The 21,435-nt window shown below is 60.6% G+C and carries 21 protein-coding genes; 9 read left to right on the top strand and 12 right to left on the bottom strand.

Annotated elements, in window-relative coordinates; translation table 11 throughout:
• Positions 1–21: 21 nt before the first annotated feature.
• The 5 genes from AB8B02_RS25845 to AB8B02_RS25825 form a co-directional block, all read right to left on the bottom strand.
• Entirely contained in the window at positions 22–795 is a 774-nt protein-coding gene (locus tag AB8B02_RS25845; protein ID WP_093757930.1) for an ABC transporter permease, read from the bottom strand.
• Positions 792–1,580, bottom strand: a complete 789-nt coding sequence (locus tag AB8B02_RS25840; RefSeq protein WP_439065515.1) for an ABC transporter ATP-binding protein — start codon at positions 1,578–1,580, stop codon at positions 792–794. Before AB8B02_RS25840 ends, AB8B02_RS25845 begins: the two co-directional genes overlap by 4 nt.
• Positions 1,581–1,610: 30 nt before the next feature.
• A complete protein-coding gene (locus tag AB8B02_RS25835) occupies positions 1,611–2,627 on the bottom strand; it encodes an ABC transporter substrate-binding protein (protein WP_246297930.1) in 1,017 nt (338 codons plus the stop codon).
• Between the two features lie 644 nt (positions 2,628–3,271).
• The gene (locus tag AB8B02_RS25830) at positions 3,272–4,321 is read right to left on the bottom strand and encodes a serine hydrolase domain-containing protein (protein WP_439065514.1); all 1,050 of its coding nucleotides are present in this window, start codon (positions 4,319–4,321) and stop codon (positions 3,272–3,274) included.
• Between the two features lie 356 nt (positions 4,322–4,677).
• Positions 4,678–5,577: an AraC family transcriptional regulator N-terminal domain-containing protein gene (locus AB8B02_RS25825; RefSeq protein WP_439065513.1), complete on the bottom strand. Its 900-nt coding sequence runs from the start codon at positions 5,575–5,577 to the stop codon at positions 4,678–4,680.
• A gap of 173 nt (positions 5,578–5,750) precedes the next feature.
• Here AB8B02_RS25825 and AB8B02_RS25820 point away from each other — a divergent pair, with 173 nt between their 5' ends.
• From AB8B02_RS25820 to AB8B02_RS25810, 3 genes are read left to right on the top strand one after another with little or no spacing between them, the layout of a single operon-like run.
• A complete protein-coding gene (locus AB8B02_RS25820) occupies positions 5,751–6,509 on the top strand; it encodes an SDR family NAD(P)-dependent oxidoreductase (protein ID WP_439060337.1) in 759 nt (252 codons plus the stop codon).
• 31 nt (positions 6,510–6,540) lie between these two features.
• The gene (locus AB8B02_RS25815) at positions 6,541–7,215 is read left to right on the top strand and encodes a glutathione S-transferase family protein (RefSeq protein WP_439065512.1); all 675 of its coding nucleotides are present in this window, start codon (positions 6,541–6,543) and stop codon (positions 7,213–7,215) included.
• Between the two features lie 26 nt (positions 7,216–7,241).
• Positions 7,242–7,838 carry an isochorismatase family cysteine hydrolase gene (locus tag AB8B02_RS25810; protein WP_439060335.1) on the top strand — a complete coding sequence of 199 codons (597 nt, stop codon included), beginning with the start codon at positions 7,242–7,244 and terminating at the stop codon, positions 7,836–7,838.
• Between the two features lie 447 nt (positions 7,839–8,285).
• Here the strand turns inward: AB8B02_RS25810 and AB8B02_RS25805 are convergent, their stop codons facing one another.
• From AB8B02_RS25805 to sdhC, 4 genes are read right to left on the bottom strand one after another with little or no spacing between them, the layout of a single operon-like run.
• On the bottom strand, positions 8,286–9,068 hold the full coding sequence (locus AB8B02_RS25805) for a succinate dehydrogenase iron-sulfur subunit (RefSeq protein ID WP_068737894.1): 783 nt from the start codon (positions 9,066–9,068) through the stop codon (positions 8,286–8,288).
• 24 nt (positions 9,069–9,092) lie between these two features.
• Complete coding sequence (gene sdhA, locus AB8B02_RS25800; protein WP_089266499.1) at positions 9,093–10,931, bottom strand: succinate dehydrogenase flavoprotein subunit; 1,839 nt, start codon at positions 10,929–10,931, stop codon at positions 9,093–9,095.
• 3 nt (positions 10,932–10,934) lie between these two features.
• Positions 10,935–11,336: a succinate dehydrogenase, hydrophobic membrane anchor protein gene (gene sdhD / locus AB8B02_RS25795; protein ID WP_089266497.1), complete on the bottom strand. Its 402-nt coding sequence runs from the start codon at positions 11,334–11,336 to the stop codon at positions 10,935–10,937.
• Positions 11,333–11,731 (bottom strand): succinate dehydrogenase, cytochrome b556 subunit, encoded by a 399-nt coding sequence (gene sdhC / locus AB8B02_RS25790; protein ID WP_068737900.1) that lies wholly within the window; start codon positions 11,729–11,731, stop codon positions 11,333–11,335. Before sdhC ends, sdhD begins: the two co-directional genes overlap by 4 nt.
• A 246-nt stretch (positions 11,732–11,977) precedes the next feature.
• Here sdhC and AB8B02_RS25785 point away from each other — a divergent pair, with 246 nt between their 5' ends.
• Both AB8B02_RS25785 and AB8B02_RS25780 read left to right on the top strand, forming a co-directional pair.
• Positions 11,978–12,826, top strand: a complete 849-nt coding sequence (locus AB8B02_RS25785) for a sulfite exporter TauE/SafE family protein (protein ID WP_439065511.1) — start codon at positions 11,978–11,980, stop codon at positions 12,824–12,826.
• Positions 12,827–13,058: 232 nt separating this feature from the next.
• A complete protein-coding gene (locus tag AB8B02_RS25780; RefSeq protein ID WP_439065510.1) occupies positions 13,059–13,919 on the top strand; it encodes a cation diffusion facilitator family transporter in 861 nt (286 codons plus the stop codon).
• 74 nt (positions 13,920–13,993) lie between these two features.
• On the opposite strand, the gene AB8B02_RS25775 is transcribed toward AB8B02_RS25780, so the two are convergent.
• Positions 13,994–15,508 (bottom strand): malonate--CoA ligase, encoded by a 1,515-nt coding sequence (locus AB8B02_RS25775; protein WP_309941193.1) that lies wholly within the window; start codon positions 15,506–15,508, stop codon positions 13,994–13,996.
• Positions 15,509–15,916: 408 nt separating this feature from the next.
• Between AB8B02_RS25775 and AB8B02_RS25770 the strand changes: the two genes are divergently transcribed.
• The 3 genes from AB8B02_RS25770 (at position 15,917) to AB8B02_RS25760 (ending at position 18,188) form a co-directional block, all read left to right on the top strand.
• The gene (locus AB8B02_RS25770) at positions 15,917–16,504 is read left to right on the top strand and encodes a fasciclin domain-containing protein (RefSeq protein WP_309941195.1); all 588 of its coding nucleotides are present in this window, start codon (positions 15,917–15,919) and stop codon (positions 16,502–16,504) included.
• Positions 16,505–16,758: 254 nt separating this feature from the next.
• A complete protein-coding gene (locus tag AB8B02_RS25765; protein WP_439065509.1) occupies positions 16,759–17,394 on the top strand; it encodes a cytochrome b/b6 domain-containing protein in 636 nt (211 codons plus the stop codon).
• Between the two features lie 11 nt (positions 17,395–17,405).
• The gene (locus tag AB8B02_RS25760; protein ID WP_315840051.1) at positions 17,406–18,188 is read left to right on the top strand and encodes a molybdopterin-dependent oxidoreductase; all 783 of its coding nucleotides are present in this window, start codon (positions 17,406–17,408) and stop codon (positions 18,186–18,188) included.
• Here AB8B02_RS25760 and AB8B02_RS25755 read toward each other — a convergent pair.
• Positions 18,175–19,362 carry a YbfB/YjiJ family MFS transporter gene (locus tag AB8B02_RS25755; RefSeq protein WP_439065508.1) on the bottom strand — a complete coding sequence of 396 codons (1,188 nt, stop codon included), beginning with the start codon at positions 19,360–19,362 and terminating at the stop codon, positions 18,175–18,177. The two genes, AB8B02_RS25760 and AB8B02_RS25755, sit on opposite strands and share 14 nt — an antisense overlap.
• A gap of 138 nt (positions 19,363–19,500) precedes the next feature.
• Here AB8B02_RS25755 and leuB point away from each other — a divergent pair, with 138 nt between their 5' ends.
• On the top strand, positions 19,501–20,613 hold the full coding sequence (gene leuB, locus AB8B02_RS25750; protein ID WP_439065507.1) for a 3-isopropylmalate dehydrogenase: 1,113 nt from the start codon (positions 19,501–19,503) through the stop codon (positions 20,611–20,613).
• A gap of 207 nt (positions 20,614–20,820) precedes the next feature.
• Here leuB and AB8B02_RS25745 read toward each other — a convergent pair whose 3' ends face one another.
• Positions 20,821–21,405 carry a hypothetical protein gene (locus AB8B02_RS25745; protein WP_439065506.1) on the bottom strand — a complete coding sequence of 195 codons (585 nt, stop codon included), beginning with the start codon at positions 21,403–21,405 and terminating at the stop codon, positions 20,821–20,823.
• Positions 21,406–21,435: the final 30 nt, after the last annotated feature.

The following is a 21,435-nucleotide window of genomic DNA, read 5'->3' as shown; positions in this document are numbered from 1 at the left end:
GGCGGAGGAGGTCCTGTGGCGTTAGCCGGCCGCGCTCATTTGCGACCGGAAGGCCCATTTGGTGAAATGTTGCTCGATCCCCGCGAAGACCGCGTACATGAGCACGCCTTCAAAAGCGAGCAGCAGCAAGGCGGCGTAGACATTCGCCATACGGAAGCTGGCGCCCTCCAGCGCGATCAGGTAGCCGAGCCCGGCATTGGCGCCGAGCGTCTCCGACACAACAGTGCCGACGAATGCCAGGGTGATAGCAATCTTCAGCGAGCCAAAGAAATATGGCAGCGCACGCGGAATGCCGACCTTGAGCATAATGTCGAGCTTGCCAGCGCCGAGGGCCCGCAACACGTCCTCGAGTTCCGGCTCGGTTGTCGCCAGACCCGTGGCGATATTGACCACGATAGGGAAGAACGAGATCAGGAAGGCGGTGACGATTGCCGGCACTTCGCCGATGCCGAACCACAGGATCAACAGCGGGACGATGGCGACCTTCGGGATCGTATTGAAGCCGATCATCACCGGATAGAGCCCGCGATAGATCGCCCGCGACCAGCCGACAACGAGCCCGAGAATGATGCCGAAGCCGACGGCCAGAGCAAATCCGACCATGGTCACCCAGAGCGTGACCCAGGAATGATAGAGAAACACACGCCAAAGTTTGAACATCGCCGCAAAGGCGGCCGATGGCGGCTGCAGCACCGACGTGTTGACCTTGAAGACGATGCAGGCCAGCTCCCAGACCAGGAAGATGGCAATGGTGAAGAGCCAGGGCGAAAGCTTTTCGAGAGTCCGCGGGTTCATGACTGGCGCACCTGTGCGATCTTCATGCGCAGCTCCATCACAATATCGCCGAACTCCTTCTCATACGTGACCTGCAGATCGCGCGGACGGGCGAACGGGACCGGCTTGATCTGGACGATGTGACCGGGGCGCGCACTCATGACGTAGATATTATCGGCGAGGAACGCCGCTTCGCGCAGGTCGTGCGTCACCAGAATCACCGTGAAGCCCAGCCGTTGCCAGAGATCGCGCAGCACGCACCACAGTTCCTCACGCGTGAACGCATCGAGGGCGGCGAAGGGCTCGTCGAGCATCAGCAGCGCCGGCTCGTGGATCAGCGAGCGGCACAGCGACACGCGCTGCTGCATGCCGCCGGACAATTCCCAGGGATAGCGGTCGCCGAAGCCGGCGAGACCGACGGTAGCCAGAAGCTGCTCGGCCTTGGCGCGGAACTCCACTTTCTTGGAACGAAACTGCGAGCGATGCGGCTCAACGATTTCGAGCGGCAGCAGGACATTGTCGATCACCTTGCGCCACGGCAGCATATTGGCGTTTTGAAACGCCATGCCGGCCATCTTGACCGGTCCCGTCACCTGTTTGCCGTCGACGGCGATAGTGCCGGCCGTTGGCTTGTGCAGGCCCGTGACGAGCCGCATCAAGGTGGACTTGCCGCAGCCGGAGGGGCCGACCACCGCGGCGAATTCGCCGCGCTGGACTTTGAGCGTCGCATCCTGAAGCGCGACAATGTCACCCGAGGCGCCACGGTATTTCAGCGTGACGCCGTCGATATCTACGAACGCTTCCATGCGCGACGACCTGGCCTTCTGTCGTGACGCTTAGAACTTGCGTGCGTCGGCCGGGGGCAGATATTCCGACGTGAACAGATCCCCCGCCTTCGGCTTCGGATTCTTGAACTCGTAGGTCACGGCGATCTGATCGATAGCGTCCGTCATGCGCTTCTCGTCGATGCCGCCGACGCCATTGGCCTTCACCCACGGTGTCACGAAGTTATCCTTCAACGACATCTTGAGGCGAGCGAGCTCGATCTTCTCGTCGGCGGTCTCGTTACGCTTCATCACCGACTTGATGGCCGTGTCGGGGTCCTTGATGGTGTCGATGATGCCTTTGACAGTTGCGCGCACGAAGCCAGCGACGAGTTTCGGATTGGCCTTTGCGAATTCGGGGTTCACCATGATGGCGTTGCCATAAAGCACGATGCCGTAGTCCGACATCAGCATCACCTTGATGTCCTTCTCGGCGATGCCCTTGGACATCAGGTTGAAGTAGGACGAGAACGAGAAGCCGGTGATCGCATCGACTTTGCCGTCGGCGAGCATCGGCTCGCGTACCGGGAAGCCGACATTCTCGATCTTCACCTTGCTGTCGTCGATCTTGTTTTCTTTGACGAAGGCCTTCCACTGCGCGAAGGCGCCGTCCGGCGCCGGTGCGCCGAGGATCTTGCCTTCGAGGTCCTTCGGCCCATTGATGCCGGACTTCGCGATGCTGACAATCGAGAAGGGCGGCTTGTCATAAACCATGAGGACGCCCTTGACGTCCTTGTCCGGATTCTGGTCGCGGAAGCGCGCCAGCGAATTGATGTCGAAGAAGCCGATCGGATAGGTGCCCGCCGCGACCCGCGCGATGCCGGCGACCGAGCCTGGACCGGAGTCGATGGTCACGTTGAGGCCTTCGGCCTTGTAGTAGCCCTTGTCGAGCGCAACGAAATACGGCGCGGACGGACCTTCGAATTTCCAGTCGAGCGCGAATTTGACATCGGTGTCGGCGCTCGCAGATAGCGCAGACGCCAGCAGCGCTGCACCCGCCATGACGCTCAAACCCAGCTGACGAAACATGAAAAACTCCCCCTGATCAATTATCAGGCACAGGCTAGCACAGCCCGTGCCAACCTTGGCGAGTCCCCTTTTCAACGAGAAATAGCGCCGCGGCTCCGAGGGATCGGGTTCGAGGAGGCAATATGCTTAAATCGTGAGCAAAAAAGAACACCGGCCTGCTTGCGCAGACCGGTGTCCTGATCGGTGTCTGAGGACAGCCCACTCAAAGTCCGTGAGTTCATATCTCATGATTCGAGGCCCCGGTTCGGGAGCTTGAATCATGCCTATCTTAGTATTTGCAACGCCGACTTGAAGGTCCGAAATGAGTCGGATAGCGGACATTCCGCAGACATGTCAAAAGCGACGCGAATAACCAACAGCGGTCGATGCCGGGTCTGCCGCGAGCTATTGTCAGCCTAGCTGATCGACCAGTGCCGACCATAGGGCCCATGGCTCGGCTCGATGTACCGGGTCCTCAATTGCAGTGTGCACCATGACAATCTTAGAGGGCGGATCAACGCAAATATACTGGCCCTTGTATCCTAACAACGCGAACTGTCGCCTCTCGCCGGGAAACAGCCACAAGAGATAACCGTAGCCAAATCCTTTCGTCGCCGCGCCCGGCAGCAAATAGCGATCCGAGGCTCGGACTGTTGTTGCATCAATCATCCATTGCGCCGGAGCGATTTGCTTGCCATCCCATGCGCCAGCAAGCGCCCAAGCCGGGCGTAATCGCGCAGAACGGCATTGAAGCCAAAGTGCCCTAGTTCAAATCCTTCTGCGTCTATCAACCAATTAGCATCGGCTTCCGCGCCGATAGGCTCCCACACTTTCTCGCGCAGATAATCGGAGGCTGACTTGTTGACAGCACCTTGAAGCACCATGCCGAGCACGTCGGCTTCGATGCTGGCGTAGTAAAATCTCGTTCCCGATGGGGCGATACGATGATTGAATTGCACGATGCTCTTAACAGTGCCCAACTTCCATTCCGGGAACGCGATCCCCATGCCGTTCCACAGGCGATTAAGGTCGCGTCCTCCATCTCTCGTTTCACCGAAATCGACGCCGGAAGACATGTGCAACAGATCGCGGATTGGTGTCCTGCCGTACTCGGTACCTACAAAGCCCGGCACATAGATTTCAGGGGTATCATCGACCGACTTAATCGCACCCTCTGAGATAGCGATGCCGATCAACAGTCCGGTTATTGACTTGACCATCGACTGGGACACGAACCGATCTTGATCAGTTCGCGCGTACTGATAGCGCTCGAAGATAATCTGATCGTCCTTGGCGATCAGCAGCCCAGTAACCGGATTGCGCGACATGTAGTCGAGGGGAGAAAACTTGCTTCCCTGAAAATTGTAGTAAACTTCCGCCTTTGAGCACTTGAACTTCCAAGGCATCATAGATCGCTTGATGAGCCGTGTAGGATAGATTCGGTCGATGTGGGTAAATGCACCGACACGGTGTCTTGGCTCCCAAGGGCCGCCTTGCCTCCGCGCTTCCCCAATGTCGGGAAGGGGATAGCCATCTTTTGCGCCGTAAAGCTCGGCGTTTGGACCTGTTGTGGAGAAAATCGGACCAGTGCAGTCTTGCGACGCGTCGGGGAATGTTGGTTCTGCGGTTGCGAAGATGGGGCCGCCCATCGCACAGGCGAGTGTAGCAACCAGGGATGAAACGGCCCTACGACGAGAATATTGCTGCGCCGACATGCAGTCCTCCAAATGTCCTGCAAGTAGACACCGAATTGCGCGGAAACTCCAAGGGAGCATGTCTCTTATTGGCACCAAAGGGACCTGAGGCGATGTCAGGTTTGAGTCTGCAATCCGCCGGATAGCGAAATGTGTTGAGCTTGCTCACGATCCTCGATTTATGAGTACACGCCCTAGTAGGCGGCCGTCTTCGTCCGTCCCGATCATTGGGTCCTGTGCCATCGGCATGACGTTGCGCCTCACGCTTTCCGGAGAGGATGGTGACTTGGGAAGTCCAGCGCGACGGCTCGCATTGGGCGATGCCCCCCGGATCCCTTGAACAGCCTGGCGTCAACAGCATCGAAGTTGACAGCCGTCTAATTGATCATTTGATTGTCGATTGACTGCCTGAGCTTGCGCACGTCGCGGACGGGCGGAGCCCCGAACTGCCGAAGATACTCGCGGCTGAACTGAGAGGCGCTTTCATAGCCGACCGCATAGGCGACGTCGGAGGCACTATGGTCGCCGGCGAGCAGCAACTGGCGTGCTTCCTGAAGGCGTATCTGCTTCTGATACTGGATCGGGCTCAATCCAGTCAGCGCGACGAAGTGGCGATGCAGGCTGGCGCGGCTCATGCCGGCGGCTTCGCATAGCGCCTCGATCCGCAGCCGCGTGTTGCCGCGGTCGCGAATCCATTCAACCGCGCGGCGGATGCCGCCGATCGCGCCTTCCGGGCGGGCGATGTGGCGCAACAGTCGCCCCTGCGGGCCTTGCAGGAGACGATAGAGCAATTCGCGCTCCGCCATCGGCGCGAGCGCCGGGATGTCCGCCGGCGTGTCGAGCAACGCCAGCAGTCGTAGCAGCGTATCACGTAGCTGGGGCGTCATCGGATTGATCGCGATGCCGCTGCCTGGCGATTCCGCGTCGCGCACCGCCGGCATCGTCGATGCGACCTCGGCGAGAAGTGCCGGATCAAGGACCAGCGAAACCGCCACAAAAGGACTGCCGTCGTCAGCGTCATGGATCTGTCCGCTCAAGGGAAGATCGAGTGCGCTGACCAGATATTGAGACGCGTCATAGCGCAGCAACTCGTCGTGGATGGCCACCTCTTTCGATCCCTGCAGGATGAAGCAGATCATCGAACGGTAGAGACATGGCGACGTGCCCGAGGTCGCCTGTCCGACGCCGATTTCCAGGCGCGGGATGGGCGTGAGGGTCATTCCGGTCCGCCCGTGGCGGAGCGCGAGATCGCAAAGGGGCTTCAGGCTGTCGGTCATGCCAAGGAGTATGACATCAATCCTCACGTCCGCAAAGAGCCTGAGACAATCAGGCAAGTAATTGAGAGCATCAGGCGGGGCTTTGGACACAGCAAGCGCCTATCTGGCTGGCAGCGAACGTGACGCCTAAGCGGCGCGCCGTCCGGAAAATCCAAATCACAAGGAATGTAGCCATGTCTCAGAAGATCGCACTCATTACCGGCGCCAGCCGCGGCCTCGGTCGCAGCATGGCGCTGCACCTCGCCCGTCGCGGCGTCGGCATCGTCGGCACCTATCGCCAGGGCGCCGCGGAAGCCCAGACGCTGGTAAGCGAGATCGAGGCGCTGGGCGGCACAGCGGCGATGCTCGCGCTCGACGTCACCAAGGTAGCAAGCTTCCCGGCCTTCGCCGCATCCTTCGCCGAGACGCTCCGGAGCCGCTTCGGCAGCGACCGGTTCGACTATCTGGTCAACAACGCCGGTGCGGTCGTCCACGTGCAGGTCGCTGACGCAAGCGAGGAACAGTTCGATATGATGATCGACATGCACCTGCGCGGACCGGTGTTCCTGACGCAGGCATTGCTACCGATCATCGCCGATGGCGGACGCATCCTCAACGTCTCGACGGGCTTCACGCGCACGTCGATGGCCAGCTTCGGCCTTTATGCGGCGGCCAAAGCTGGGCTCCAGACGCTGACCCGGTTCATGGCGCTCGAGCTCGGCGCGCGGCAGATCCGCGTCAACGCCATCGCGCCCGGCGCCATCGCCACCGATTTCGGCGGTGGCCGGGTCCGCGACGACGAACAGGCCAATGCCTTCGTCGCGAGCAAGATCGCGCTCGGCCGCGCCGGTCAACCCGATGATATCGGTGGCGCAGTCGCAGCGATCCTGTCCGATGACATGGGCTGGGCCAACGGCACTACCTTCGATGTCTCGGGTGGTCAGTCGCTCTGATGCTGCATCCGGCTCCATCGGAGAAACCATCATGACCGACACCGATCTTACTCTCATCAGCCACCCACTGTGCCCGTTCGTCCAGCGTGCCGCGATCGTCCTGCTCGAAAAGGGGGTGGCGTTCGACCGGGTCAACGTCGATCTATCAGCCAAGCCCGACTGGTTCCTGGCCCTGTCGCCGACCGGCAAGGTGCCGGTGCTGAAGGTGCACCAGCCGAACGGTGAGGATGCGATCCTCTTCGAAAGCGTGGTTATCTGCGAATATCTGAACGAGACGCAGGGTGGCGCGGCGATGTACCCCGACGATGCATTGCTGCGTGCGCGGCATCGCGCCTGGATCGAATTCGCCACCCAGACCTTTACGGAGGGCTGGCAGTTCCTCCACGCCAAGGACATTGCGACCGCCGACGCGAAGCGGGCCGCCTTCCGTGATCGGCTGAGCAAGATCGAGGCGGAACTGGGCGACGGCCCCTATTTCGCCGGGGCGGACTTTGGTCTGGTCGATGCGGTCTACGCACCGCTGTTTGGCTATTTCGGGATCACCGATCCGGAAGTAGCGGACCTGATCTTTGCTGGCCTGCCACGTGTGACGGCGTGGCGCGCGGCACTTGCCGAGCGATCCAGCGTCCAGAACGCCGTGATCGACACCTATCCCGACCTGTTTCGCGATCACCTGCGCCAGCAGGGCGCGATGATCGCGGCTTAACAACCAGAATTCCAAGGAGTGATATCATGACCGACCCATCCAAGAGCGCGCTGATCCTGGTCGAATATGTCAACGACTGGCTCTCCCCGACCGGCGGCATTTATCCGGTGTTTCAGGACCGGGAGCAGGTCGACACCGCTATCGCCAATTCGAAGATCATCCTCGAAGAGGCCCGCCGTCGCGGCCTGCACGTGATCCACGCAGCGCTGAAGTTCGAGCCGACCTTCAAGGTGCTGGGCGAGGCCAAGTACGGCCTGCGCAAGATCACGCGCGACCATGGCGCGTTCCTGGGCGAGCAGGCCGATTTCTTCCCCGGCTTCGAGCCGGCGGCGGGCGAGCATGTCGTTCGCGAGCGCGCCGGCGGCAGCAGCGTTTTTGTTGGAACCACGCTCGACGGCTACCTGCGCAACAACCGCATCTTCGACATCTACCTCGCCGGCTTCTCGCTGCGACAGTGCGTCGAGTCTTCGATGCGCAACGCGCACGACCTCGGCTACCACACCAACGTCATCTACGACGCGTCAGCCGGCTATACTCGCAAACAGCAGGACGACTTCGTCGCCGAGATCGCCCCATTTTACGCCAACGCCGTCACCACGCAGGAGTTCGTGGCTAAGGCATAATCCGCCGCTGGACCCGGCCCGGTTATAGGGCCGGGTTTCCGTCGGCCGTAGATGCGAGGCGATACGATGATTGGGATCAGGGTCGAACTCACCATCGCGCCGGGTAACACCGACGCATTCGAACACGCCTTAGCGGTCCAAGCCGCCGCAGTGCGTGCCAACGAGCCGGGTACCGGCCGTCAAACCTGACGGATCATGAGAAGGTCAAACAATTTTATACGGTTTCGGAAAAGCTACCCGACCCGCAGGCGGCCCTTACGGTTCGTAATACCGGCCCTTGATGGGCGGCTGACGAAGAGCAGAAACGACTATTTGTGCGCCGACAATTGGCTCTATCCCTGAACGAGCTACGGCGCCGCGACTTTCGTCATGGCGCCGTAAGGACTCTATTGTTTAGTAAGAACTTTATTGTCCAAAGACAATCGGCAAACCCGGATCCTTAAAACGTCAGACCTGACGCTCGACCATCTTCATCTTCAGCTCGGCGATAGCTTCAGAGGGGTTGAGGCCCTTCGGGCACGCCTTGGCGCAGTTCATGATGGTGTGGCAGCGATAGAGCCGGAACGGATCCTCGAGATTGTCGAGACGTTCGCCGGTGGCTTCGTCGCGCGAATCCTTGACCCAGCGGGTAGCCTGAAGGAGGGCAGCCGGACCGAGGAAGCGGTCGCTGTTCCACCAATAGCTCGGGCACGAGGTTGAGCAGCAGGCGCACAGGATGCATTCGTAGAGGCCGTCGAGCTTCTCGCGGTCCGAATGGCTCTGCTTCCATTCCTTCTGCGGGGTCGGCGTGGTGGTCTTCAGCCACGGCTCGATCGACGCATACTGGGCGTAGAAGTTGGTGAGATCCGGCACCAGATCCTTCACGACGGGCTGATGCGGCAGCGGATTGACCTTGATGGCGCCATCGTCGACTTCGTCCATCGCGCGGGTGCAGGCCAGCGTGTTCTGGCCATCGATGTTCATGGCGCAGGAGCCGCAGACGCCTTCGCGGCAAGAGCGCCGGAAGGTCAGCGTCGGATCGATGTTGTTCTTGATCCAGATCAGACCATCGAGAACCATCGGACCGCAGTCGTTGGTGTCGATATGATAGGTGTCGACCGACGGGTTCTTGCCGTCATCCGGATTCCAGCGGTAGACGCGGAATTCGCGCGTCTGCGTGGCGCCGGCCGGCTTCGGCCATTCCTTGCCGCCGGTGATCTTGGAATTCTTCGGAAGTGCGAACTCAGCCATTCTCTCAAGCCTTCGCTGTCATCATTAGTACACGCGCGCTTTGGGCACGATGTACTGAACGTCGTTGGTCATCGTGTAGTCGTGCACCGGGCGATAATCGATGGTGGTCTTGCCGCCCCCATCGATCCACGCCAGCGTGTGCTTCATCCAGTTCTTGTCGTCGCGATCCGAGAAGTCCTCGCGCGCATGCGCGCCGCGGCTCTCGGTGCGGTTCGCAGCCGAGTCCATGGTGACGATGGCCTGAGTGATCAGGTTGTCGAATTCGAGGGTCTCGATGAGATCCGAATTCCACACCAGCGACCGGTCAGACACGGCGATATCGCCGATACCGCCATACACCTTGTGGATCAACTCCTTGCCTTCGTTCAGCACTTCGCCGGTGCGGAACACGGCGCAGTTGGTCTGCATCACATGCTGCATGTTCTCGCGGATCTTCGCGGTCGAAGTGCCACCCTTCGCATAGCGGTAGTGATCGAGACGACCAAGCGCGCGGTCGGCCGAGTCCTTCGGCAGGTCGGGCTGCTTGGCATTCGGCGTCAGCTTCTCAGCGCAGCGCAGCGCGGCCGCACGGCCGAACACCACGAGATCGATCAGCGAGTTGGAGCCGAGACGGTTGGCGCCGTGCACCGACACGCAGGCGGCTTCGCCCACAGCCATCAAACCCTGCACCACCGCATTGTCGTCGCCGTCCTTCTTGGTGACGACTTCGCCGTGATAGTTGGTCGGGATGCCGCCCATGTTGTAGTGCACCGTCGGAACGATCGGAATCGGCTCCTTGGTGACATCGACACCGGCGAAAATGCGCGCCGAGTCGGAGATGCCCGGCAGACGTTCGGCCAGCACCTTCGGATCGAGATGGTCGAGATGAAGGAAGATGTGATCCTTCTTCTTGCCGACGCCGCGGCCTTCGCGGATTTCGATGGTCATGGCGCGCGAAACGACGTCGCGCGAAGCGAGATCCTTGGCCGACGGTGCGTAACGCTCCATGAAGCGCTCGCCTTCGGCATTGACGAGATAACCGCCTTCGCCGCGCGCGCCTTCGGTAACGAGACAGCCCGAACCGTAAATGCCGGTCGGATGGAACTGAACGAATTCCATGTCCTGCAGCGGCAAACCAGCCCGCAGCGCCATACCGCCGCCGTCACCGGTGCAGGTATGCGCCGAAGTGCAGGAGGCGTAAGCGCGGCCGTAGCCGCCGGTGGCGAGAATGACGGTCTGCGCCTTGAAGCGATGCAGCGTGCCGTCGTCGAGCTTGAGCGCAATGACGCCGCGGCAGACATTCTGATCGTCCATGATCAGATCGATGGCGAAGTATTCGATGAAGAACTCGGCCGAGTGACGCAGGGCCTGGCCGTACATCGTGTGCAGCATGGCGTGACCGGTACGGTCGGCGGCCGCGCAGGTGCGCTGGGCCTGGCCCTTGCCGTAATCCATGGTCATGCCGCCGAATGGGCGCTGATAGATCTTGCCGTCTTCGGTGCGCGAGAACGGCACGCCCCAATGTTCGAGCTCGTAAACGGCATCGGGCGCGTTGCGCACCATATATTCGATGGAGTCCTGATCGCCGAGCCAGTCCGACCCCTTCACGGTGTCGTACATGTGCCAGCGCCAGTTATCCTCGTGCATGTTGCCGAGCGAGGCGGAGATGCCGCCCTGCGCCGCAACCGTGTGCGAGCGGGTCGGAAACACCTTGGTGATGCAGGCGGTGCGCAGGCCAGCTTCGCCGCAGCCGACGGTCGCGCGCAGGCCGGCGCCGCCGGCGCCAACGACAACGACGTCATAGGTGTGATCTTCGATGGGATAGGCGTGGCCGTTGGTGGCGGGGCCGCCAACGCCGTTCGCGCCAGTGCCGTTGACGGCCATGCGCTACACTCCGGATGAAAGTTTAAGGATGGCGTAGATCGATGCCAGCGCCACAGCGGCAGAGAAGAAATTGTTGCCAATGATCGAGATCAGCTTGATCTTCTCGTCATGGACATAGTCTTCGATCACGACCTGCATGCCGATCTTCATGTGCCAGATGCTGGCAACGATGAAGAGCAGCATGACGATAGCCACGATCGGCGAACCAAGGACCTGCGCGACGCCGGCCTGGTTGCTTCTGAAAACCGACATCACGATGAAGATCACAGGGATCAGCAGAAGCAGCATGGCCACTGCAGTCAGGCGCTGACGCCAGAAGTCTGATGTGCCCGAATGCGAGGAGCCGAGACCACGGACGCGGCCGAGCGGCGTGCGCACCGACTTCGGAGAGTTGGAACCGCTCATCGTCCGCCTCCGATCGCGTAGGCAATGATCCAGAGCAGGATGGTGATGCCGATGCCGCCGATCAATGCGGCCCAGGTGAGCCATTCACGCTCGGATGGCTTGAAACCGTAACCGAGATCCCAGACCAGATGGCGGATGCCGCTCATGGCGTGATGGATCAGCGCCCACGTGTAGCCGAATGCGATCAGGCGACCGATGATGCTGCCGGTGAAGGCCTGCACGTGTGCATAGGCCGCGGGGCCGGACGCAGCGGCGATCAGCCACCAGACAAGAAGCAAGGTGCCGAAATACAGGGCGACGCCGGTAGCGCGATGCACGATGGACAGCGCCATCGTCAGGGTCCAGCGGTACACTTGGAGATGCGGCGAAAGGGGTCGTTCGATCCGAGCGGTCATTTAGCAACTTTGACAGGTTAATGGGCAGACGGTGCCCGATTGGGGATCGCGTAGAGCAATTCTATTTACGAACTCAAAACAACCAGTGCAATCGCGAAATGACATACTCCGAACAATCGTTCAGAGCTTCAAATGAGCCTTGCATTTGCGGGTATTGACAGTTGCCGGGCTTGTTGCTGACAGCCTTGGTGAAGCGCGATTCATGAGAACTTCATGATGCGATAGCAAATGGCAATCGGGGCGGGAATGGCTGGGCTCAATGTAACCGAGATTGTCGAACTGGCGGCGCTTCTTATTGCCGTCGGCGCACTGGCCGGTTTCCTGGCAGGTGTCTTCGGGATAGGCGGAGGCGCCATCCTGGTCCCCGTATTTTACGAGTGTTTCCGCATCGCCGGAGTGCCTCTGGAAGTACGGATGCCGCTCTGTATCGGCACCTCGCTGGCGATTATCATCCCGACCTCGATCCGGTCCTTCCGTGCCCATATGGCCCGCGGCGCCGTAGATATGGAGATCCTGCGGAAGTGGTGGTGGCCGATCCTGATCGGCGTCATCATCGGCAGTGTCACCGCCCGCTATGCGCCGGAGCGGCTGTTCAAGATCGTTTTTGTTGCCGTTGCCTGGTCCGCGGCGGCACGGCTGCTGCTCGCGCGCGACGGCTGGAAGCTCGGCGACGACTTGCCCGACGGCCCACTGATGAAGATTTACGGCTTCTTCGTCGGTCTTCTCTCCACGCTGATGGGCATTGGCGGCGGATTGTTCTCGAACCTGCTGATGACCTTTTATGGCCGGCCTATCCATCAGGCGGTGGCGACATCCTCAGCACTCGCCGTGCTGATCTCGATCCCCGGCGCCATCGGCTACATCTATGCCGGCTGGCCGGCCGCTGCGCGCTTTCCCGATGTCGCAGCGCTGCAGCTGCCGTTCGCCATCGGTTATGTCTCGCTGATCGGCGCGCTGCTGGTGATGCCGACCAGCCTGCTGGTGGCGCCGCTCGGCGTGAAGGCGGCGCATGCGATGTCGAAGCGCGCGCTGGAAATGGCGTTTGGAATTTATCTATTCATCGTCGGTAGCCGGTTTGTCATCGCTCTAATATGACCCCGTAAATCGGGGCGGCCGACGCGCAGCAACAACCGTAATAGTATCCGGATCACAACTTGCTATGGATGCCGTCAGACCACACGACGGAACACCGATGGCGCACTCACATCACGATCATGACGACCACGGTCACACACACGACCATGCCGGCCACGACCACGCGCAAGGCGATCACGCCGGTCATTCCCACGGTCCCGGCGGACATGTGCATGCGCCCGCTAATTTCGGCATGGCTTTTGCCGTCGGCATCAGCCTCAATACCGTCTTCGTCGTCATCGAGGCGATCTATGGCTATGCCAGCGGCTCGATGGCGCTGGTGGCCGATGCCGGGCACAATCTCTCGGATGTGCTCGGGCTGATCGCGGCATGGACCGCAGCTGTGCTGTCGAAGCGCGCGCCGACGCCGCGCTTCACCTATGGTTTGCGCGGGTCCTCAATTCTCGCAGCGCTCTTCAACGCCGTGTTCCTGCTGGTTGCTGTCGGTGCCATCGCCTGGGAGGCCGTGCTAAGACTGTTCAATCCCGAACCGGTAGCCGAGATCACCGTGATGATCGTCGCGACCATCGGCATCGTCATCAACGGCGTGACCGCCTGGCTGTTTGCCTCGGGCCGCAACAGCGACCTCAACATCCGCGGCGCCTATCTGCATATGGTCGCCGACGCTGCGGTCTCGGTTGGCGTGGTCATTGCCGCGATCGTCATCATGTTCACCGGCTGGCTGTGGATCGACGCCCTGACCAGCCTCGTCATCTGTGTGCTGATCGTCTGGGGCACCTGGAGCCTCTTGCGCGACTCCACTGCGATGTCGCTCGCCGCCGTTCCGCGCGGCATCGATCCTGCTGCAGTGCGTACCTATCTGGAGAAATGCCCCGGCGTCGCGCAAGTGCACGACCTGCATATCTGGCCCATGAGCACCACCGAAGTGGCGCTGACCTGTCACATGGTGATCCCGTCAGGCGCGCCTGGTGATGCCTATCTGATGGAAGTCGCCGCGCGCCTGAAGCGTGACTTCGGCATTGAGCACGCGACGATCCAGATCGAGATGGATCCGAATTCGGCCTGCGCACTCGCGCCGGAGCATGTGATCTAGGGTATGGCCACACAGCATCTCATGGTTCGAGACGGCGCTGCGCGCCTCCTCACCATGAGGGACCGTGCGGGGGCTTACTTCGCGTAGATATCCTTGTAGCTATCGCGCAGTACGTTCTTCTGCACCTTGCCCATGGTGTTGCGCGGCAGATCGTCGACGAAGATCACGCGCTTCGGCATCTTGAACTTGGCGATCTGGCCATCCAGCGCCTTGAGCACGGAGGCCTCGTCGATCGCGGTCTTCTTGTCGCTCACGACCACGGCGGTGACGCCCTCACCGAAATCTGCATGCGGCACGCCGATCACGGCGCTTTCTATCACGCCGGGCATGGCGTCGATCTCGCTTTCGATTTCCTTCGGATAGACATTGAAGCCGCCCGAGATCACCAGATCCTTGCCGCGGCCGAGAATGTGGACATAGCCCTTGGCGTCGATCTTGCCGAGGTCGCCGGTGATGAAGAACCCGTCGTCGCGGAACTCCGCCTTGGTCTTCTCCGGCATCCGCCAATAGCCCTGGAACACATTCGGCCCTTTCACCTCGATCATGCCGATGGTGTCGCGCGCGAGTTCTTTGGCCGTCTCCGGATCGGTGACGCGTACGGACACGCCGGGCAGCGGGAAGCCGACAGCGCCAGGCACGCGCTCGCCGTCATAGGGGTTCGACGTGTTCATGTTGGTTTCGGTCATACCGTAACGCTCGAGCACGGCGTGGCCGGTGCGCGCAAACCATTCGCGATGCGTATCGGCCAGCAGCGGTGCGGAGCCGGAGATGAACAGCCGCATGTGGCTGCAAGTCTCTTTCGTCAGGTTCGGCGACTGCAGGATACGCGTGTAGAAAGTCGGCACGCCCATCAGCACGGTGGCGCGGGCCATCAGCTTGATGATGAGTTCCGGATCGAGCTTGGGCAGGAAGATCATCGACGCGCGCGCAAACAGCGTCACATTGCTCGCCACGAACAGACCATGCGTGTGATAGATCGGCAGAGCGTGGATCAGCACATCGTCCTTGGTGAAACGCCAGTATTCAACAAGGCTCAGCGAGTTCGACGCCAGATTGTCGTGGCTCAGCATCGCGCCCTTGGAGCGGCCGGTGGTGCCGGAGGTATAGAGGATCGCGGCGAGATCCTCGTTCTTGCGCTCGACCGTGCTGAAGTCCGGCTTCTCTTTCGCTGCCGCATCGGTCAGCGAACCCTTGCCGTCGGCGCCCAGCGTCTCGACCTTTGCACCGACCTTGGCCGCAATGGCGGCGAAGCCTTCCGCCTTGGAGGGATCGCACACCACCAGCGACGGTTCGGCGTCGGTAATGAAGTAATCGAGCTCGTTCAGCGTATAGGCGGTGTTGAGCGGCAGATAGACCGCGCCGGCCCGCACCGTCGCCAGATACAGCACCAGACCGGGCACCGACTTCTCGGTCTGCGCCGCGACACGGTCACCCGGCTTGACGCCGCGAGCCACCAGCACGTTGGCCATCTGGCCCGCCAGCGCGATCAGGTCGCCATAGCTGATGTGCTTGCCCTCGGGCGTCTCGATGGCGAGACGCGAGGCATCGTCGAGTTTGTCGAACAGGCGAGAAAACAGGTTGGCGTTCATGGCAAGGTCACGCGGTGCAGGAGTGCGGGAGCGACCGGTGCAGCTGCCTGACGATCGCGTCAATTAATCCCGTTCCTTAGCAAGAATGGCCATATCTAGGCAACGCATGCCCCCTGGGGATCGCCCCCATATCTGGTGGATCGGCCCCTGGGGCGCGTCATCCCGGCACGGTTTCCGCACGTGATTGTATTAAACGCGATGCATCGAACTCGTTATTGCCTCGCGCGAACGAGATGCGCCCGCAAAAGTTTCAACGGCGCCAAAAAATATAGACTGAAACTGGCCCCCGAGGCCTCGCGTAACTCGGGCATCGACGGCGCAATCTGGCCTCCAGGGGATTGCCGCGGTTGATGCCGTTCATCGCACCAGCGAGATCGCTGGTCACTCACATCACTCGGGAGACGATCCATGTCCAAGCGCATTGCACTTCTGTCGGCCGTCGCATTCAGCACCCTCGCCATCACTGGCGCCGTGCTTGCCCCCGCACAGGCCGAAGACAAGAAGATGATGAAGAGCGAAATGTCGGGCGAGAAAACCGTCATGGTCGGCGGCGCGCCGATGTATCCGTCGAAGAACATCGTCGAGAACGCCGTCAACTCGAAGGATCACACCACGCTGGTCGCCGCCGTGAAGGCTGCCGGCCTGGTCGATACGCTCTCCAGCAAGGGCCCGTTCACGGTGTTCGCACCGACCAACGCCGCCTTCGGCAAACTGCCGGCCGGTACCGTCGATACGCTGGTGAAGCCGGAGAGCAAGGCGACCCTCACCAAGATCCTGACCTACCATGTGGTCTCCGGCAAGCTGAACGCCGCCGACCTCAAGGACGGCCAGAAGCTGAAGACCGTTGAAGGCGAAGAGCTGACCGTGAAGGCTTCGGGCGGCAAGGTGATGATCGTCGATGCCAAGGGCGGTTCCTCGACCGTGACCATCGCCGACGTCAACCAGTCGAACGGCGTGATTCACGTCATCGATACTGTCCTGATGCCGAAAGCCTGATCTCCGGCTTCTGCGCAACAAGTTCGCGCATCCTGACTTGTCCCCACTGGATGCGCGCGTCCCCCAAGGATACCGAGGGGCGCAAAAGGAGCGAGCCGGGGCAACCCGCCTCGCTTTTTTGTGATCGATATGAGCCGGCCCGACCGGGGTTGTTACAGGAGCCGCCGTAACGAACGACCGGTTATGCCGTATAGCTGGTAATAACTCGCGTGACCGAGCACCAATCGAACCACTGCTCAGCCCAGGATATGCCTATGTCGAGCATCACAGCCGCCGGCGACCGCGCCGCAACCAAGGTTACGAATACCAAAGTCATCCAGCCCGCCTGGGTGCGCGTCGTGCACTGGGTCAATGCCGTCGCGATCGTGCTGATGATCATGTCGGGCTGGCAGATCTACAACGCCTCGCCGCTGTTCAATTTCACCTTTTCATCGTCGATCACGCTCGGCGGCTGGCTCGGCGGCGGCATCATGTGGCATCTCGCAGCGATGTGGCTGCTGGTGATCAACGGCCTCGTCTATCTCACTCTTGGCATTGTCACCGGACGCTTCCGCAAGAAGCTGCTGCCGATCTCGGCGAAAGGTGTGCTCGACGACACCAAGGCTGCGCTGACTGGCAAGCTCTCGCACGCTGATCTCTCGACCTACAATCAGGTGCAGAGGCTGCTCTATACCGGGATTATCGTGGTCGGCATTCTGATCGTCCTGTCGGGCCTCGCAATCTGGAAGCCCGTCCAGTTGCAATATCTTACTGCGCTGTTCGGCGGCTACGACACCGCCCGCTATGTGCATTTCTTCATGATGGCGGCCATCGTCGGCTTCCTCGTCATCCACGTCGCTCTGGCCCTGATCGTGCCGAAGAGTCTGCGTGCAATGATTATCGGACGCTGAGGGACACGACCATGATCAGGAAACTCCGCTCCCTCATCATTCCCGGCGTCGACAAGAATCTCCTCGTCAAGGATGCCACCAAACTGATGCCCGATCTGTCGCGCCGCCGTTTCATCGCGTCGGGTGCAAGCTTCGGCGCGTTAACGCTGCTCACCGGCTGCGATGTGAGCGACAGTCTCTCGGCCGAGAACCTGCTGACGCATATGTCGAAGTTCAACGACATGGTGCAGGCCCGAATCTTCAATCCGAACACGCTGGCACCAACCTATTCCGAGAAAGACATCAAGCGTCCATTTCCGTTCAATGCCTTCTATGCCGAGGACGACGCGCCGAATGTGGACGGCAAGGAGTGGAAGCTCGAAGTCTCCGGCCTCGTCCAGGACAAGAAGTCATGGACGCTGGACGAACTGCATAAACTGCCCGAGGTGTCACAGATCACCCGCCATATCTGCGTGGAAGGCTGGAGCGCCATCGGCTCCTGGCAGGGTACGCCGCTGCGTGACTTCCTGAAACTGGTCGGCGCGGACACCAATGCAAAGTGGGTCCATTTCCGCTGCGCCGAGGACTATACGAGCTCACTCGATATGCCCACGGCCATGCATGCGCAGACGCAGATGACCTTCAAATTCGACAACCAGCTTCTGCCGCGGGCCTATGGTTTCCCGATGAAGATCCGCGTACCGACCAAACTCGGATTCAAGAATCCGAAATACGTCGTCGCGATGGAAGTCACCAACGACTACAAAGGCGGCTATTGGGAAGACCAGGGCTATAACGATTTCAGCGGGAGCTGATCGGTTTCTGGAACATCGACATGGCAGCGCCAATCGCGAGCGTTGCCGCCGAGACCACCAGCGCCGAGGTGAGGCTACCCGTTGCATCCGTGATAGCACCCACCGCGATCGGGCCCAAGGTCTGGCCGATGCCGAACACGATCGTCACCGCTGCAATGGCCTTCGACCATGCCGCGCGAGGATAGTTGAAGCGCACGAAGGCCGTGGTCGCCGCAACCACCGCGAAGAATGCAACGCCGAAAATGGCGGCGGAGATGCCGAGCACCACAGGCGAATGCCCGAGCAGCGGCATCGCTGCGCCTACCGCATTGGTGCCGAGAATGATTGCCATGGCGCGGCCGCTCTGGCCACGCGCGAGCACGCCGCGCCACAGCCAAGGCGACGCGAACGAGCTGACGCCGATCAGACACCAGAACGCACTCTGGGCCACAGCGCTGCCGCCGCCATCGCGCACATAGGCAATCATGAAGGTCATGTAAGCGATATAACCGGCGCCAAACATGAAATAGGCAATGAGGTAAATCCACATCGGGCGGATCGCGAGCGGCACCTTGTCGTCCGTTGACGTGTCATCGGACGCATCAACGCGCGGACGCAATAGAGGCAGGCCGATGACGACCGATACGAGACCAAGGACCAGCCACACGATCCACCAGGAGCCCGGACCGAAGCCCTGCAGCACGAATGGCGCGATCAGGCCGGACAGGAGGATGCCCATACCTGGCCCGGCATAAAACAGACTGAGCAGATAGGACGAGCGTTCGGGATAAGCGAGGCCGATGGTGGCGGCGAGCGCGCCGCCGGCCACGAACGAAACCGCCGCGCCAAAACCGGTGACCAGCCGCGCGATGCTGAGCAGCGTAAAATCCACGGTGACGCCGCAAACGATGAGCGACAGGATGCAAGCAAGCGTACCGCCCTGAATCACCGCGATTAGACCGAAGCGCCTGCCGAGCCCGGCCGCAACCAGAGCGCCGGCGAGATAGCCCGCGGCGTTGACGGTATTCATGAAGCCGGCCGCCGAATAGGACCATTGCAGGCTGTCGCGCATATCGGGCAACACTAGCGAATAGGCAAAGCGGCCGATGCCGAGCCCGATGGCCGGCGCGAGCGACAGGACGACTATCAGCCACGCCGGGTTAGGGCGCGCCGGGGAAGGCACAGATGACGTCACGGGGATCTCCGCTGCGTCAGCAATGTCGCAGGTTTCACGGCACCCGCAATCATCCCTTCGGCAACACTGTCTTGCCATTCCTGCAATGACGTCTTAGCACTCGCGGCAATCAGTAACGGATTGCAAGGGCACTTGAATATGGCAACGCACAAATTGCTGCTTCTCCCCGGCGACGGCATCGGCCCTGAAGTGATGGCCGAGGTGAAGCGCCTGATCGACTGGATCGATGCCCAGGGCATCGCCAAATTCACGATCGAGAACGGCCTGGTTGGCGGCGCCGCCTATGATGCCGACAAGCTCCCTATCACCGATGCCACAATGGCCAAGGCGGATGCGGCCGACGCCATCATCTTCGGCGCCGTCGGCGGCCCGAAGTGGGACAGCGTGCCCTATGAGCATCGCCCCGAGGCCGGCTTGCTGCGCCTGCGCAAGGATCTCGGCCTGTTCGCCAATCTGCGCCCAGCCGTGTGCTATCCCGCGCTGGCGGAATCATCGAGCCTGAAGCGTGAGGTCGTCGAGGGCCTCGACATCATGATCGTGCGCGAGCTCACAGGCGGCGTCTATTTCGGCGAACCGAAGACCATCACCGATCTCGGCAACGGCCAGAAGCGTGCCGTCGATACGCAGGTTTACGACACCTATGAAATCGAGCGCATCGCCCGCGTCGCTTTCGATCTAGCCCGCAAGCGTCAGAACAAAGTGACGTCGATGGAGAAGCGTAACGTCATGAAGTCGGGCGTGCTCTGGAACGAGGTTGTCACCCAGGTGCATGGCCGCGAATACAAGGACGTCACGCTCGAGCATCAGCTCGCCGATTCCGGCGGCATGAACCTCGTGAAGTGGCCGAAGCAGTTCGACGTCATCGTTACCGACAACCTGTTCGGCGACATGCTCTCGGATATCGCGGCGATGCTGACCGGTTCGCTCGGCATGCTGCCCTCGGCCTCGCTCGGCGAAGTCGATGCCAAGACCAAAAAGCGCAAGGCAATGTATGAGCCGGTGCATGGTTCGGCGCCGGACATTGCCGGCAAGGGCATGGCCAATCCGCTGGCGATGATCGCCTCGTTCGGCATGGCGCTGCGTTACTCGCTGGACATGGGTGAGTTGGCCGACAAGGTCGACCAGGCCATCGCCGCGGTGCTGGCAAAGGGTCTGCGCACGGCCGATATCAAGTCGGAAGGGTCAACCGTGGTGAGCACATCCGGCATGGGCGAAGCACTGCTGAAGGAATTGCAGGCGCTGCACGCTTAAGCGCGCGAAGGCTCAAGCCTCTCAATCTGTCGTCCCCGCGAACAGAAAATGCCCGGCTGAGCCGGGCATTTTCGCATTCGGACGTCGCTGCACTCGGTAGAGGGGGAAGCACTCGGGATCGCCGCCGAAATCCCTCTGCGAGTTAAGACGTTGGCGGTCCAGCGGACGGTTTTTAGCAGTCGAAAGGGTGGCTGAAAGGATTAAGATCTATATTCGGTTGCCGATTTGCGGCATTCCATCAGATACATTCTCCAGCAAATTCTTGAGAAGGCTGATTTGACCAATTAATTGGATTGCCTCTCCAGGGGTCATCTTTGCATCTTCCTTGGCGTGCGCAGCAGTATTCCGTGCCTGCCGCAAACTTTGGAACAGTGTAATTACGTTTGCCGAAATATAGCTCTCGTCGGCTAGCGCCTTGAGTACCTCGTTTAGATTTCGATGTGGTTTGTCATCAGGTAGTTTCTGCCGTATTCGCAGCAGCGTCCCTTCCAACCCCTTAAACGATTGCAACAAAGCTGCTTCAGGGAAGTTTTGGGCCAAATTAACGAGAGAGGGATCAATATCTGCGGCGTTCTCTGCAACATCTCCGCGCTCAAACTTTACGGCTTCGCTTGCTCGCTCAGCCAATTGCACCTCTTGCGCAAGTTCAACGTTGACGCCCGCGGCGCCAAATTTCTTGATCTGCGAAAGGATGTGCCTGAGCTGCTCCTTGAATACATAAACTATGACAATAGCAGCCGTCGGCCACGCCAAAGCGCCCACAACGCTAGCAATAAATTGCTTCCAATCCATGTCTTCCCCCGCCCCAATTCTACTTTTAAG

It is taken from the genome of Tardiphaga sp. 862_B3_N4_1 (genome assembly GCF_051811085.1).
GTDB lineage: Bacteria > Pseudomonadota > Alphaproteobacteria > Rhizobiales > Xanthobacteraceae > Tardiphaga > Tardiphaga robiniae.
The sequence above is the reverse complement of the archived record's forward strand: the minus strand, read 5'-3'. Positions and strand labels throughout refer to the sequence as shown.

Excerpts from the sequence above, each read along its gene's own strand:
- AB8B02_RS25845 (WP_093757930.1), bottom strand. The coding sequence starts at position 795 with ATGAACCCGCGGACTCTCGAAAAGCTTTCGCCCTGGCTCTTCACCATT.
- AB8B02_RS25840 (WP_439065515.1), bottom strand. The coding sequence starts at position 1,580 with ATGGAAGCGTTCGTAGATATCGACGGCGTCACGCTGAAATACCGTGGC.
- AB8B02_RS25835 (WP_246297930.1), bottom strand. The coding sequence starts at position 2,627 with ATGTTTCGTCAGCTGGGTTTGAGCGTCATGGCGGGTGCAGCGCTGCTG.
- AB8B02_RS25830 (WP_439065514.1), bottom strand. The coding sequence starts at position 4,321 with ATGTCGGCGCAGCAATATTCTCGTCGTAGGGCCGTTTCATCCCTGGTT.
- AB8B02_RS25825 (WP_439065513.1), bottom strand. The coding sequence starts at position 5,577 with ATGACCGACAGCCTGAAGCCCCTTTGCGATCTCGCGCTCCGCCACGGG.
- AB8B02_RS25820 (WP_439060337.1), top strand. The coding sequence starts at position 5,751 with ATGTCTCAGAAGATCGCACTCATTACCGGCGCCAGCCGCGGCCTCGGT.
- AB8B02_RS25815 (WP_439065512.1), top strand. The coding sequence starts at position 6,541 with ATGACCGACACCGATCTTACTCTCATCAGCCACCCACTGTGCCCGTTC.
- AB8B02_RS25810 (WP_439060335.1), top strand. The coding sequence starts at position 7,242 with ATGACCGACCCATCCAAGAGCGCGCTGATCCTGGTCGAATATGTCAAC.
- AB8B02_RS25805 (WP_068737894.1), bottom strand. The coding sequence starts at position 9,068 with ATGGCTGAGTTCGCACTTCCGAAGAATTCCAAGATCACCGGCGGCAAG.
- sdhA (WP_089266499.1), bottom strand. The coding sequence starts at position 10,931 with ATGGCCGTCAACGGCACTGGCGCGAACGGCGTTGGCGGCCCCGCCACC.
- sdhD (WP_089266497.1), bottom strand. The coding sequence starts at position 11,336 with ATGAGCGGTTCCAACTCTCCGAAGTCGGTGCGCACGCCGCTCGGCCGC.
- sdhC (WP_068737900.1), bottom strand. The coding sequence starts at position 11,731 with ATGACCGCTCGGATCGAACGACCCCTTTCGCCGCATCTCCAAGTGTAC.
- AB8B02_RS25785 (WP_439065511.1), top strand. The coding sequence starts at position 11,978 with ATGGCTGGGCTCAATGTAACCGAGATTGTCGAACTGGCGGCGCTTCTT.
- AB8B02_RS25780 (WP_439065510.1), top strand. The coding sequence starts at position 13,059 with ATGGCTTTTGCCGTCGGCATCAGCCTCAATACCGTCTTCGTCGTCATC.
- AB8B02_RS25775 (WP_309941193.1), bottom strand. The coding sequence starts at position 15,508 with ATGAACGCCAACCTGTTTTCTCGCCTGTTCGACAAACTCGACGATGCC.
- AB8B02_RS25770 (WP_309941195.1), top strand. The coding sequence starts at position 15,917 with ATGTCCAAGCGCATTGCACTTCTGTCGGCCGTCGCATTCAGCACCCTC.
- AB8B02_RS25765 (WP_439065509.1), top strand. The coding sequence starts at position 16,759 with ATGTCGAGCATCACAGCCGCCGGCGACCGCGCCGCAACCAAGGTTACG.
- AB8B02_RS25760 (WP_315840051.1), top strand. The coding sequence starts at position 17,406 with ATGATCAGGAAACTCCGCTCCCTCATCATTCCCGGCGTCGACAAGAAT.
- leuB (WP_439065507.1), top strand. The coding sequence starts at position 19,501 with ATGGCAACGCACAAATTGCTGCTTCTCCCCGGCGACGGCATCGGCCCT.
- AB8B02_RS25745 (WP_439065506.1), bottom strand. The coding sequence starts at position 21,405 with ATGGATTGGAAGCAATTTATTGCTAGCGTTGTGGGCGCTTTGGCGTGG.